The following is a 14,494-nucleotide window of genomic DNA, read 5'->3' on the forward strand; positions in this document are numbered from 1 at the left end:
AATATATATAAATTGTAAATTTTTTTTTGGTTTGTTGACTTTTCACAAAAAATATGTTATATTTAATTACAATTAATAGTGGTGCAGTATCCTAGTCAGTACGGCTCTTCGGAAAGCGGGCCTAAAAATCCGCCAAATGGCACATCGATGAAGTTTCTGGTGTTTTGCTTTGAACGCCCAGTTCGGGGCTGATGCTGGGAGTTAAGGTTTAGGGGCGGTTTCCAACGGCATGGTAACCTTACCCCCTTTTCCGTGGAGGCCTATGACTGTGGCGGCCCATACCTCCTAAGGGAGCAAGTCGTTACGGCATAGGGGAAAACCTGTTTTGCGGTTAGTAATTCACGTCCTCACAAGGGACGTGGTATGAATGCTGTGGGCAGCGTAGCCAGCCTTGAGTGGATATGGCGGATAGACGCCCAAAACTTTTTCGCCGCTCGGCCAGTGGCAAAAAGGCAATGCGTCTTGAAACCATATTTGCAAAAGAGGATACGGAAAGCTCAGGCTGTTTGGGAAAACTTCTAGGCTGTCGTAATTGGATGAACAGGGGATTGCAGTGCGGACTCAGTGGCAATCCGGTAACTACAAAACAGTATAAGTCTTTAATGGGAAACCGCTTTTTCGGCGACGATTAAGCAGATTTATGGGAAAGCCAACCGGACCTATGCCGCAAACTTTACTCTGTTCATTACCCTATTTTAAATATTGAAATTCTTGATCGGCATTTTGCCGATTTATTATTATAGAAAAGGAGATTTACAAACTTGGATAAATCTGACTCTCACAGGCGAAAAAAATTTAAAGTACCAAAACCTGATTCAAATGTTTCGACTTCACACAAATGGACGATTTTCGTAATCTTCCTTTCGTTCGTGCTGTCATTGGTATTCAGTCTTATAACATCGGTTGCGATGCAATCGCTCAATTTATTTTTTGCATTTATAGTTTTGTTCACTATCATTGCAATAAATATTTTATTCGATATGATTGGTACGGCTGTTCAGTCTGCGGAAGAAAAGCCTTTTCATTCCCTTGCGGCACGCAAAGTCAAAGGTGCAAGAGAAAGTATTTCCGTAATACGTCACGCACCTCAACTTGCAAACTTATGCTGTGACGTAATCGGCGATATTGCCGGAATTATTTCCGGTGCAACGACAACTCTTATTGTTTCGGAACTTGTCGCAAAATTTAACCTGAGCGGTATATTGCCGAGCCTTATACTTACAGGTATTGTCAGTTCTCTTACTATCGGCGGTAAAGCTATGTCTAAGGGAATCTCTATGAATAACGGTAACTCAATCGTTTTTACGGTTGGAAAAATAATGAGTGTTTTTAAACGTTGCAAATAACATTAATGGGGCATTGGTGATGGAGAAAATTTTAAATAAAATCGAATCACCCGATGATTTGAAAAAATTAAATAAAGACGAATTGAAAACTCTTTGCAGTGAAATTCGCGAGTTTCTGATTGACAGTGTATCGGAAACCGGCGGTCATCTCGCCTCAAACTTGGGGATTGTTGAATTGACCGTTGCTATTCACACTGTTTTTAATGTGCCTGAAGATAAGATTGTCTTTGACGTAGGTCATCAGTCTTATGTGCATAAAATTCTTACAGGAAGAAAAGACGGGTTCAAGTCGCTCCGTCAGTTCGGCGGAATGTCGGGATTTCCGAAAACAAGTGAAAGTGATTGTGACATATTTAATACCGGTCACAGCTCAACTTCAATTTCAGCCGCACTCGGTATTGCCAGAGGGCGTGACCTTGCCGGTGACAATTACAATGTAATTTCAGTATTCGGTGACGGTGCTCTTACGGGCGGTATGATGTACGAGGCTATGAATGACGCAGGTCATTCAAAAACACCGCTTATACTTATTTTGAACGACAACGCAATGTCTATTTCAAAAAATGTCGGTGCGGTGTCAAAACACTTGCGTTCACTCAGAATGTCGCCTTTTTATTTTCGCTCAAAACACGCGGTTGAAAATTTTTTAAAAAAAATGCCTACAATAGGCAAACCTACCGCAAATATATTAAAGCAAATAAAACGTTTCTTCCGCAGGCTTGTAATCCCTACAACGATTTTTGACGATATGGGATTTATATATATGGGACCTGTTGACGGTCACAATCTAACAGAAATTATACAATGTCTTGAATACGCAAAAGAAGAAAAACGACCTGTCTTTATACACGTCCACACGAAAAAGGGCAAAGGTTATGCCCCGGCGGAAAACAATCCGCAAAAATTCCACGGCATATCACCTTTTGACAAAGCTACGGGCGAAACGAAAAAAGGCAGTGAAACATACAGTGCAAGATTTGGCAATACGCTTGTCAGATTAGCGAAAAACAACAAGAAAATAGTTGCAATCACAGGTGCAATGCCTAACGGCACAGGACTTGACGAATTTCAAGAGCAATATAAATACAGATTTTTTGATGTCGGTATTGCCGAACAGCACGGTGTTACACTTTCAGCAGGACTGGCAACGGTCGGATACACTCCTGTTATACCGTTGTATTCATCATTCTTGCAACGTGCATACGACCAAACTTTGCACGACGTCTGTCTGCAAAAACTTCACGTTGTATTTCCTATCGACCGTGCCGGTATAGTCGGCGCAGACGGTGAAACACACCAGGGTGTATACGATATTTCGTACTTATCACATATGCCGAATATGACAATTCTTTCACCTGCCACGCTCGATCAGCTTGAATATATGCTTGATTTTGCAATCAATAAATTTAATGCACCGATTGCAATACGTTACCCACGCGGCGGAACAGAGGCTGAAAACGTGCCTTCCGCTTTCACTTTGGGACAAGCACAGTGCATACAAAACGGCTCGGATGTTACAATTATCGCAACAGGCAGAATGGTTAAACGTGCCGAAGAAGTTGCAAAACTTACAACAAAATCAGTTGAAATTTTAGCTATGCCTACAATAAAACCGCTCGATACAAAGAGCATAATCGAGTCGGCAAAAAAGACAGGCAGCGTTATAACCATTGAGGACAACGTAAAAATCGGCGGTATGGGAAGTATGATAGGCACATTGCTTGAAGAAAACCATATCGACTGCAAATTTAAAATATTTGCTTTCCCCGACCAACCGATTACGCACGGCTCAATAGATGAACTTGATAAATTATACGGACTTGATGCAAAGACGATTGCATCAAAAATAAATTAAAAGGATAAGAACTATGGGAAAAATAAGACTTGACGCACTTCTTGTCAAAAACGGACAGGTACAAAGCCGTGAAAGAGCGAAGGCTCTAATTATGGCAGGACAAGTGTATGTAAAAAACCAAAAATGCGACAAAGCCGGACAGATGGTTGACGAAGATACAACCGTTGCGGAAATTCGCGGCGAAACTTTAAAATATGTAAGCCGCGGCGGATTAAAACTTGAAAAAGCTATGCAGGAATTTCCGATTACCCTTGAGGGTAAAACCACAATGGACATAGGTGCGTCAACAGGCGGGTTCACCGATTGTATGCTCCAAAACGGTGCTGTTAAGGTATTCGCCGTTGACGTCGGCTACGGTCAGTTCGCGTGGAAATTACGTCAGGACGAAAGAGTCGTAAATATGGAGCGTACCAATATCCGCTATGTGACACCTGAGGACATTGGCGAAGAAATTGATTTTGCGTCTGTTGACGTGTCATTTATTTCGCTTAAACTTGTACTACCCGTTGCAAAAACACTTCTTGCCGATAACGGCGAAATTGTCGCACTTATAAAGCCACAATTCGAGGCAGGACGTGAACAGGTCGGTAAAAAAGGTGTTGTAAAAGACATAAAGGTACACTATGAAGTTATAAAGAAAATTCTTGACTTCGCACGAAGTATTGATTTGCACGTTGCAGGTCTTTCATTCTCACCTATCAAAGGTCCGGAGGGCAACATTGAATATCTTGCATATTTGAAAAAAGCCGAATGTGAGGATAACATCACAGATGAAAAAATACAAGAAATAGTAGACAAATCACACAATCTGCTTTAAGAAAGGAATGAACAGAAATGCTTGCCGAAAATACAGTTTTAACAGGCAGACGTGCGATAACACGTTCATATGCAAAAATAAATCTTACACTTGACGTACTTTCAAAACGCGAAAACGGTTATCACGACATTAAAATGATTATGCAGACAGTATCGCTGTTTGACCTTATTTTAGTCGATAAAACGCACAGGGGTATTTCTATTTCAACAAATTTGCCGTATTTGCCTTGCAATGAAAAAAACATCGCCTATAAAGCGGCAGACGCATTTTTTAAAGCGACAGGTATTCGCAGCGGTGCAAAAATCGTAATTCACAAAAATATACCCGTAGCCGCAGGGCTTGCCGGCGGCAGCGGTAATTGTGCGGCGGTTCTTACCGCAATAAATATGCTCCACGGCAATCCTCTTTCTAATGATGAGCTTATGCATATCGGTGCGTCACTCGGTGCAGATGTGCCGTACTGTTTTGACGGCGGTACACAGCTTGCGGAGGGTATCGGTGAAATTTTAAAACCGCTCTCCCCTATGCCGAATGCGTACATCTTACTCGTAAAACCGCCTATCAACGTATCTACGGCACTTATTTACGAACAAATTGACAACGCACCTATCGAAATTCGTCCCGACACAGACGGAATGATTGACTCTTTAAATAATAACGATCTTTACGGCGTTGCAGACAGGCTTTGCAACGTTATGGAAAACGTGACCGCTAAAATGTATCCGATTGTCGGCGGTATCAAAACCAAAATGATTATGAACGGCGCCGTTAATGCCGTTATGAGCGGTTCCGGTCCGACAGTTTTCGGTATTTTTGACGATTTTGAAAAGGCAAAAAAATCCGCCGACAGTTTTGCTTATCAGTTTAAGGATGTATTTCTTACGCAAGTTTTAAATTAAACGAGGTGATTATTTTTGGAGAAAGACAAGGATATTATAGAAGTAATCATTGACGAACAACCGACAAACAATAAAAAAATCAAGTTTGCATATTGGGATAATCTCGCAAAGGATTTATCACCGCTGTTTATAAAAATATCATCGGCAGTATGTATTGTGATTATTTTGGGAGTATTTTTTGTCGGTTTTTTCATACCGAAAAACGATAACAAAATAACAAAACGACTTGAAAAATTACAAAATACAAATTCGGAATATATTACGGCACAAAACAATTATTCATCGCTTTCCGATGAAATAAATACTCTTAATTCGGATTTAGCCGATAAGAAAAAAAACTATGAAGAATTTACAACGTCGCAAAACGGTCTTGAAAAAATAAATGACGAAAACGATAAACTCGAAAAAGAAAAAGAGGAATTGCAAAATACGGTCAATACAAAGCAAAGCACATTCGATTCCTTGAATAACCAAGTATCATCGACTTCTCAATCAACTTTAACTTTGACATCGGGTACTTACGCAGTCGGAGAAAATATAAAAGCCGGTAAATATACAATTATGGGTTCTGGAAGTATTGCGATTTCGTCATCAGGAAAAGCAAGAGTAAACTCGAATTTAACCGCTGACGGAAAAGATTACGTATTAAACGATGATGAAACAATAAAAATCAAGGGCAAGGCTCAATTTATTCCGATAAAATAATGAAAGGATATGACGATTATGACGCAAAAAAAATTATATGTTATAATACTTTCGTTTTTCACGATTATAATCGGTGTGGTTTGTTTTTCACTCGGCAACTATTTTGACACAAATTCTCTTGCAACAGAAAAACTGAAAACTCAAATATCTGCACTTGAAGAAAATACATCATCACTTACCGATACAAAAAATGATTTGGAAAGTCAGATAAATGACCTAAATTCGGAATTGAGTACAAAAACCACCATAAATAATTACTTTATGGAGGCAAAGAAAAAGAATGACAAATTAAAAAACGACATTACCGAATTAAATCAAAAGTCATCTGAACTCGACTCACAAATTGAGGAACTGCAAAATCAAAACTCGTCATTACAAACAACCGAAAAGACAGGCAAAACATATACATTAAAGAAAGACCAAAGCTATACTTGCCCGTCAGAAATCCCTGCCGGACGATACATCGCCACAGGTACGGGAACTCTTGTAATTTATTCATCAGGCAGTAAAGCTCGTGTAAGCGAAGATTTGGCCGTTGCTTATAATAATTCGTATTCATTTACACTTTCCGAAAAAGAAAAAATCAAAGCGACTGATGATATTAAATTAACTGAAATTAAATCAAATTAGCAAGAAGGGACACTAAAATTTAGTGTCCCCGCAGACTGTCGACAAATTGTCCGGAACGTGCAAAATATTATTTTTTATATTTTACAATTTAATTTATAGCTATAACAAATAACAGGCAAGCCTATCTTCGATATACGGCTTGCCTGTGCACTTTTTGCGAAAATAAACTCTAACGTACCATCGTACGCCGACGAGTTCATTTTCACAAAATCCGAACTAATTTCTCGACCTCTGCCGGTGTGTAGACACTTTTGTTTATATATCAATATCTACTCTGTTGCGTTTACCGCCCATCATAAACGTTTCTATATTCTTAACAATCTCATTCATACATCTGACTCTCGCTTCATACGCACCCCATGCCATATGCGGAGTTAATATAACATTACTGCGGTCTAAAATCCGATTGTACGGGCTGTCATTCGTAATCGGCTCAACCGAATACACATCAACACCCAGTCCGCCTATTTTGCCGTTTTCAACCGCCGTAACAAGTGCGTTTTCATCTGCCACAGCACCGCGTGAAACATTAATAAATATAACACCGTCTTTCATTAATGAAATGCGTTTTTCGTCTATCATACCTTTAGTTTGACTTGTAAGCGGTACATGAACGGATATAATATCCGCAACTTTACACAATTCATCAAGTTCAAGCCACTCATAACCCTCATGGTATCTGCGTGAATTTGACACGATTTTCATACTGAGTGCATAAGCAATATCAGCCGTTCTCTGACCGATATTACCAAGTCCGATTACACCCCAAGTCTTACCTTTAAGCTCATTAAAATACGGTTTCAAGTGGTTTTGCACACCGCTTATCATATACTTTCCGCTTTTGACATAGTTATTAAATTCATTCAAATGACTTGCCAATGACAATGCCATAGAAACGGTAATCTGTGCAACGGAATCGGTTGAATAGCCTTTTACGTTGCACACACCTATTCCCTTGTGCCAACAATAATTTATATCAATATTATCATAACCTGTTGCCGTAACGCATATCAATTTCAATTTTTTTGCGTCGGTCAAATTATCTTTGTTAAGTCTGATTTTGTTTACGATTATAATATCGGCGTCCTTTATTCTGTCTTTAAGCTGCAGAGATGACGTTGTTTGATATACGCTCACATCACCCAACTTATTAAACACAGAAAATTCAATATCGTCACCAAGCGTCTTTGCGTCAAGGATTACTATTTTCATATTTTAATCCTCCAAAAGGTCGTGCATTTTGTTCCATATTTCAGGATATAGCTTTTTAAGATTTATCGGTACAAATTCACGGTTTACAAATCCGTGACCGGTCTTTCCGACAGTCATAAGCTTCTTTTCCGGAAGTTTATAGACTTCGTAAGTGAATTCACATCTTGCAACGGTAAGCTTTGTCATTTTACAAGTTACAAGCACTTCGTCCTCATATTTTAAACCGTAATAATACTTTGCAGCTGTTTCGGTAAGCGGTAACATTATCCCCATTTTCTCCATTTCGGTATAGCTCATACCGATTTTTTTGATGAAATCCGTTCTCGCAACTTCAAACCAAGGATAATATCTCGAATGATGGACAATTCCCATCATATCGGTTTCTGCGTATCTTACTGTCAAATGCGTTTCACTTACAAATGCCATTTTTCTTTTCCTTTCCGATGTATATTATTTGGAGCTGTCGACATTTTGCTGGCAAGCTCAATTTATCTCTTCCATTCCCGAATAAACAAGTCCGCGTTTTGCGTCCATTGTAATGGTCGTGCCGCTCTTTAGTACTTTTGTGGCACCTGCCGCCGCAACAATTACAGGAATATCAAGTGCAACCGCAAGCACGCTTGCATTATTCGCCTCGCCCACTTCTTCAGAAATAATACCTGCTGATTTTTTCAAAATAGGTATCATATTCTTTGTGACGTTGTTTGTTACAACAATATCACCGTCACAGAAACTATTTTTAAGTTCTTCGTAGCTTGTAGCAACACATACATTAGCCGTTGCATTAATCGAATCAAGTCCACGGCCGCTTACAAGTATATGACCGACAAGGTGAACTTTCATAATATTAGTCGTACCCGCAACGCCCATAGGTGCACCTCCTGTTATAACAACAAGGTCGCCGTCTTTGATAAGACCTGTCTTTTGAGCACATTCAACCGCATGGTCAAAAAGTTCGTCGGTATTCTTTCTTGTTTCACTCATAATCGGGATAACGCCCCACGAAAGATTAAGCTGACGTCTTGCTTTTACACTCAATGTCGGTGCAATAATCGGACAAGTAGGTCTGAACTTTGAAAGCTGCATTGCAGTACCGCCCGAATATGTCAACGCAATTATAGCCGCCGCGTGCAAATCATGTGCCGTTGTACAAGTAGCATGGCTGATAGCGTTTGTAACGTCCATACGCGAATCGAAATTCATTCTGTCAAGACGTTTTACATAGTCAATATCATTTTCCGTTCTTTCCGCGATTGTTGCCATTGTCTTGACCGTTTCAACCGGATATTTTCCGATAGCCGTTTCACCCGAAAGCATAATCGCACTTGTACCGTCATAAATTGCATTTGCAACGTCAGTTGCCTCCGCTCTTGTCGGTCTTGGGTTTCTTATCATTGAATCAAGCATTTGTGTTGCCGTAATAACAACCTTACCTGCTCTGTATGTTTTCTTGATAAGGCTCTTTTGAAGCACAGGCAAGTCATGCATATCAATTTCAACGCCCATATCACCTCTCGCAACCATTATACCGTGAGTTTCACGAATAATATCATCAATATTATCAACACCCTCGGCATTTTCAATCTTTGCGATTATTCTTATATCTCTTCCGCCGTTATCTCTCAAGAGAGTTTTAATTTCTCTTATGTCATCGGCAGTTCTTACGAATGACGCCGCAATAAAATCAACGTCCTGCTCGATACCGAAAAGAATATCGTCAATATCTTTTTTGCTCATATAAGGCATTGAAAGTGCGACATTTGGGACGTTAACACCTTTTTTATTTGAAACAACTCCGCCGTTTTTAACCTTACAAAGAATTTTGCTATTCTTTACGCTGATAACTTCCATCTCAATAAGACCGTCGTCAATAAGAATTTTACTTCCCACCTTAACGTCATTCGGAAGATTTGCATAAGTGATAGAAACTTGATTTTCGTCACCCACAACGTCATCTGTGCACAAAGTGAACTTTTGACCTTCTTTAAGTTCAACCTTGCCTTCTTTAAAGTCCTTTATACGAACTTCGGGGCCTTTTGTGTCAAGCAAAATTGCAACAGGAATGTTAAGTTCATCTCTGACCTTTTTAATTCTGTTGATTCTTTCTAATGCTTCTTCATGACTTCCGTGTGAAAAATTAAGACGCGCAACGTCCATACCGTTAAGCATCAAATCCCTAAGCACATCTTCGTTGTCGGTCGCCGGACCCATTGTACAAATAATTTTTGTTCTTCTCATAAATCTATTCTACTCCTTTAATAAGTGTTATACCCCATTCTCTCTTATATCAAACGTAACCGTTTGTTTTTTAGCCTCATCTAACAAAAGGCGGACAAAATGTCCGCCTCATATATTATACTGTTAACTTCTTTGCTAAATCAACTAAATTCTGAGGCAATTCTTTCTTCATTGCAAGACCTTCTTCAATATCAACATCAACAATTTCATGTTGTTGCATACATACGATTCTGTTCTGCTTACCTTCAAGTAAAAGCTCAACCGCCTTACAACCCATTTCACTTGCCACAACTCTGTCACGAACTGTCGGACTGCCACCTCTTTGAACGTGACCAAGAATAGTAGCTCTTGATTCAATGCCTGTCTTTTCTTCGATTTCTTTAGCCATTTCAATAACACCGCCGATACCTTCGGCAACGATAATAATAGAGTGCTTTCTTCCTCTTGATTTACTCTCAAGAATAGGACGAAGTACGTCTTCGTCAAAACTCCACTTTCTTTCAGGAACAAGAATAACCTCAGCACCGCAAGCGATACCTGCCTGAATAGCAATATAACCTGCCGCTCTGCCCATTACTTCGATGATTGAACATCTTTCGTGGCTCTGTGCCGTATCTCTGATTTTATCGACTGCGTCTTTAACAGTGTTAAGACAAGTATCGTAACCAACTGTATACTCACTGCAACTGATGTCATTGTCGATTGTACCAGGAAGTGCGATAGTCGGAAGACCTGCCGCACATAAATCTCTCGCGCCTCTGAATGAACCGTCACCGCCGACGACAACAAGACCGTCAAGACCGAATACCTTTGCAATCTCAACAGCTTTCTTTACGCCTGCCTCTTCCTTAAATTCAAGACAACGCGCTGTTTGAAGAATAGTTCCGCCTCTTTGAAGAATTTCAGAAACAGATCTTGCATTCATTTCTTCCAATTCACCGTTTATAAGACCGTTATATCCACGTCTTACACCAAAGACTTTAAGTCCGTAATATGAACCTACTCTGACAACCGAACGAATTGCCGCATTCATTCCCGGTGCGTCACCACCACTGGTTAAAACACCTATTGTTCTTACATTTTTGTTCTCCATAATTTGTCAATCCTCCCACGATTTTTTAAAACAGTTCGTTTTCAAAAATTAAATCCTGTGCTGTTTCCAGCTCCGTACTCGGTACAAGTACCTCGTAACAACTACTCTCATTTCCATTGCAGTTATTTGTGCGTCTTAATTTGGAAATTACTTTATTCGTCAAAAGTACATCTATAAGCTTTTTTGCTGTTTCGATTGACTGCGATACATAAATTACTGTCCACATAAAATAAACCTCCTGCCGATAAGGCAAACCTTATCTCGCATCTGACATTAGCTTACCATGTTTCGTGTATATCTCAGCAGCACCGTTAATCTTTATTGCTGTTGTAACATCTGTGAATTGAGCAAGAAATACCTCTCCCTTATCAAGTTTCTCCGTATGATGAAACTTTGTATCCTTGCCGCTTGTAAGCCCTATAATATTCACACCGTTTTCAAGTGCTTTTACTACAATATACTCATCCATAATTAATACCTCGTTTCGGTAATTTTGCAAAATACTACATCTATAATATAATATAGCATTTCGCAAAATATTTCAAGAGTAAATACAATAAAATTTTTAATTATGCAAGTTTATGTTTTCGTGAATATTGCTACTTTATTTTAACATTATCCTCTCCGAAGATATTTTTTAAGTCATAAATTGCATTTTCTGTACCGTTAAACCATAATCTTCTCGGTACAGACGACATTTTTCTTGTATCTTTAAAGAAAAGTCTTACTTCCATATCACCTTGATACGGTGACAGATACTTTTCTACGTTTTTCAAATTTTCGTCATTTCTCGTTTCAAGCTGAATGTACAGTCTTTTCGGCTCTTTTTTTGCCATAAGTGCCTCGTCCAAAAGCTGAACGGACTGCATTAATATTTTAGGTGCCTCGTCTTCCCTTATCGACAATCTGCAAGCTATCGCAACAAGATTGTCTTCCTGCAAAAGCGGTGAAAATTCATTCAGAACTTTAGGAAATACTATACATTCGACAGAGCCGTATACGTCCTCCACATTAAGAAAAGCCATCTGTGCATTTGAACGTGTCGTTTTATTTTTTCTTGACGCTATGGCGGCGCATATAATCATCATATCGCCGTCCTGAAGTCCGCCCTCAACCGCATGATAGTTGCCGTCCTCGTCTTTATGCACACTGGTTAAAACATCGCTTATATTATATTTTGTAAGTTTTTTTATTTTATCCGTATATTCCTCCATCGGATGTCCGGAAAAATATAGTCCGGTAGACTGTTTTTCCATCTTTAACATCGTCTTTTTGTCAAGTTCGTCAATATTCGGAAATTGCATTTCACTTTGTTCTTCGATTGTATCAAAAAGCGACATTTGACCCGCAACATTATCCCTTGCGGCTTTTGCCGTACCGTCAAGTGCTTTTTCGTAAACAGCCAAAAGCTGTGAACGTTTAACGCCCATGGAATCAAACGCACCGCACGAAATCAATCCCTCAAGCGCACGTTTATTCATATCCCGACCTGCCATACGATCGATAAAATCAGAAAAGGTTTTAAATTCGCCGTTATTCTTACGCTCATTGACAAGATTTAAAATCATCGCACGACCGACATTTTTAACCGCCGACAATCCAAAACGAATACTGTTATTTTCAACAGTAAACGTATCCTCACTTTTATTTACGTCAGGCGGCAAACGGTCGATCCCCATTTCCTTGCAGTTTGCGATATAATGGTTTATCTTGTCAAGGTCATCAATACTCGATATAAGTGACGCCATATATTCAACGGGATAAAACGTCTTTAAATATGCGGTCTGATACGTTACAAATGCATATGCCGCCGCGTGTGATTTGTTGAAAGCATAATTTGCGAAATCGTTTATTTCGTCAAATATCGAAATTGCCGTCTGTTCGTCAATTCCGTTTTTGATACAACCCGGTATATCTCCGTCGTCACTGCCATAAATAAAGTTTTTACGTTCAATAACCATTTGGTCGGCTTTTTTCTTACTTATAACTCTTCTCATAGAGTCAGCCTTACCGAGCGAATATCCCGCAAGTGTACGCACAATTTCAAGCACCTGTTCCTGATACACCATACAGCCGTATGTAACGTCAAGAATATTTTTCAAAAGCGGGTGCTTATATTTAATTGTTTTTGGATTTTTCTTACTTTTTATATATCGCGGAATTTGTTCCATCGGACCCGGTCGATAAAGTGCAATACCCGCTATAACATCTTCAAGCGTATCAGGCTTTAATTCCTGCATAAATGACTGCATTCCGGCACTTTCAAGCTGAAATACGCCGTCTGTATTACCGCTTGAAATAAGTTCATATACTTCCTTACAGTCATAATCAATCTCGTCCATATTGAGGTCAATACCCCTTGTACGCTTGATAATTTTCACTGCGTTTTCAATTACGGTAAGGTTTCTAAGTCCCAAAAAGTCCATTTTCAAAAGGCCGAGATTTTCAACCGTATCTTTCGTAAACTGCGTCGTTATAAAATTTTCACTGTTTAACTGCAACGGCACATAATTGACTATCGGCTCACTTGTTATAACCACACCTGCCGCATGCGTTGACGCGTGACGCGGAAGTCCCTCAAGTGCCATTGAAGTATCAAGCAATTCCTTTATTTGGGGATCATTTTCATAAAGTGCGTGAAGTTCCGTACTTATGTCAAGTGCTTTGCTTATCGTCATTTTCAAATCAAACGGCACAAGTTTCGCAACTTTGTCAACCTCCGCATACGGTATATCAAGAGCACGTCCGACATCACGAATCGCAAGTTTTGCTTTCATTGTACCGAATGTAATTATCTGTGCAACCTGCCCTTCACCGTATTTTTCAACAACGTAATCTATAATCTTCTGTCTGCCGTTTGGCGCAAAGTCTATATCAATATCGGGCATACTTACACGTTCGGGATTTAAGAAACGTTCAAAAATAAGTCCGTATTTTATCGGGTCAACCGTTGTTATGCCAAGACTGTACGCAACGATACTGCCTGCCGCACTTCCACGTCCCGGTCCGACCATAACACCGTTATTTTTTGCAAAATGTATGAAGTCCCATACAATAAGAAAGTAGTCCACAAACCCCATACTTTTTATTACACCGAGTTCGTAATCAAGACGTTTCTGTAATTCGTCCGATACAGGTGAATATCGTTTTTCAAGACCGCTTTGACAAAGTTCACGTAAATATTCAAACGCGTTCTTACCGTCCGGCACTGCATAAGCAGGCAAGTGCCTTGTACCGAAATCAAAATCAACATTACATCTCTTTGCGATTTTTTCCGTATTCTCAATCGCTTGCGGCACATATTCAAAAAGCGACGTCATTTCTTCCGGTGACTTAATATAAAATTCTTCCGTTTCAAACTTCATCCTGTCGGGATCGTCAACCTTTTTTTCCATTTGAATACACATCAAAACGTCCTGATACTTTGCGTCCTCTTTTTTCAAATAGTGTATATCGTTTGTCGCAACAAGTCCGATACCCGTTTCCTCCGACAATCTCAACATATCCGGAATTATTCTCTTTTGTTCGCTGAGTCCGTGGTCTTGAATTTCAAGGAAATAATTATCCTTACCCAAAACCTCCGCATATTTTAAAGCGATTTTTTTTGCTTCGTCATAGTCGCCTCTAAGCAATGCTTTCGGCACTTCACCCGCAATACAAGCCGACAGTGCGATAATACCCTCGCTATGCTCTTTAAGC

14 protein-coding genes are annotated in these 14,494 nt (G+C 39.6%); 7 read left to right on the plus strand and 7 right to left on the minus strand.

Features of this window, described 5'->3' with window-relative positions; all coding sequences use genetic code 11:
• Positions 1-401: 401 nt before the first annotated feature.
• The 7 genes from ACLTU0_RS06940 to ACLTU0_RS06970 all read left to right on the plus strand — a co-directional run bounded on the left by ACLTU0_RS06940 (position 402) and on the right by ACLTU0_RS06970 (position 6,252).
• On the plus strand, positions 402-632 hold the full coding sequence (locus ACLTU0_RS06940; RefSeq protein WP_147364915.1) for a hypothetical protein: 231 nt from the start codon (positions 402-404) through the stop codon (positions 630-632).
• A 129-nt stretch (positions 633-761) separates the two neighbouring features.
• Positions 762-1,346, plus strand: a complete 585-nt coding sequence (locus ACLTU0_RS06945) for a hypothetical protein (RefSeq protein WP_412321776.1) — start codon at positions 762-764, stop codon at positions 1,344-1,346.
• A 19-nt stretch (positions 1,347-1,365) separates the two neighbouring features.
• Positions 1,366-3,201 carry a 1-deoxy-D-xylulose-5-phosphate synthase gene (gene dxs / locus ACLTU0_RS06950; RefSeq protein ID WP_412321778.1) on the plus strand — a complete coding sequence of 612 codons (1,836 nt, stop codon included), beginning with the start codon at positions 1,366-1,368 and terminating at the stop codon, positions 3,199-3,201.
• A 13-nt stretch (positions 3,202-3,214) separates the two neighbouring features.
• Positions 3,215-4,018: a TlyA family RNA methyltransferase gene (locus ACLTU0_RS06955; RefSeq protein ID WP_022230438.1), complete on the plus strand. Its 804-nt coding sequence runs from the start codon at positions 3,215-3,217 to the stop codon at positions 4,016-4,018.
• A 17-nt stretch (positions 4,019-4,035) separates the two neighbouring features.
• On the plus strand, positions 4,036-4,917 hold the full coding sequence (ispE, locus tag ACLTU0_RS06960) for a 4-(cytidine 5'-diphospho)-2-C-methyl-D-erythritol kinase (protein WP_412321780.1): 882 nt from the start codon (positions 4,036-4,038) through the stop codon (positions 4,915-4,917).
• A gap of 15 nt (positions 4,918-4,932) precedes the next feature.
• The gene (locus ACLTU0_RS06965; RefSeq protein ID WP_412321782.1) at positions 4,933-5,622 is read left to right on the plus strand and encodes a hypothetical protein; all 690 of its coding nucleotides are present in this window, start codon (positions 4,933-4,935) and stop codon (positions 5,620-5,622) included.
• 18 nt (positions 5,623-5,640) lie between these two features.
• Positions 5,641-6,252 (plus strand): hypothetical protein, encoded by a 612-nt coding sequence (locus tag ACLTU0_RS06970; RefSeq protein ID WP_412321784.1) that lies wholly within the window; start codon positions 5,641-5,643, stop codon positions 6,250-6,252.
• Between the two features lie 255 nt (positions 6,253-6,507).
• Here ACLTU0_RS06970 and ACLTU0_RS06975 read toward each other — a convergent pair whose 3' ends face one another.
• The 7 genes from ACLTU0_RS06975 to ACLTU0_RS07005 form a co-directional block, all read right to left on the minus strand.
• Positions 6,508-7,464, minus strand: coding sequence for an NAD(P)-dependent oxidoreductase (locus ACLTU0_RS06975; protein ID WP_412321786.1), 957 nt, complete (start codon positions 7,462-7,464; stop codon positions 6,508-6,510).
• A 3-nt stretch (positions 7,465-7,467) separates the two neighbouring features.
• On the minus strand, positions 7,468-7,890 hold the full coding sequence (locus tag ACLTU0_RS06980; protein WP_337600024.1) for an acyl-CoA thioesterase: 423 nt from the start codon (positions 7,888-7,890) through the stop codon (positions 7,468-7,470).
• A 57-nt stretch (positions 7,891-7,947) separates the two neighbouring features.
• Positions 7,948-9,702, minus strand: a complete 1,755-nt coding sequence (gene pyk / locus ACLTU0_RS06985) for a pyruvate kinase (RefSeq protein ID WP_412321787.1) — start codon at positions 9,700-9,702, stop codon at positions 7,948-7,950.
• 115 nt (positions 9,703-9,817) lie between these two features.
• Entirely contained in the window at positions 9,818-10,795 is a 978-nt protein-coding gene (gene pfkA, locus ACLTU0_RS06990) for a 6-phosphofructokinase (RefSeq protein WP_022230420.1), read from the minus strand.
• A gap of 25 nt (positions 10,796-10,820) precedes the next feature.
• Positions 10,821-11,021 (minus strand): hypothetical protein, encoded by a 201-nt coding sequence (locus tag ACLTU0_RS06995; protein ID WP_022230419.1) that lies wholly within the window; start codon positions 11,019-11,021, stop codon positions 10,821-10,823.
• Positions 11,022-11,051: 30 nt separating this feature from the next.
• Positions 11,052-11,264, minus strand: a complete 213-nt coding sequence (gene mtrB / locus ACLTU0_RS07000) for a trp RNA-binding attenuation protein MtrB (RefSeq protein ID WP_022230418.1) — start codon at positions 11,262-11,264, stop codon at positions 11,052-11,054.
• A 130-nt stretch (positions 11,265-11,394) separates the two neighbouring features.
• Positions 11,395-14,494, minus strand: a 3,100-nt coding sequence (locus ACLTU0_RS07005) for a DNA polymerase III subunit alpha (RefSeq protein WP_412321789.1), incomplete at its 5' end; no start/stop codon positions are given.

This window comes from Hominilimicola sp. (assembly GCF_046972485.1).
Classification (GTDB): domain Bacteria; phylum Bacillota; class Clostridia; order UBA1381; family UBA1381; genus Hominilimicola; species Hominilimicola fabiformis.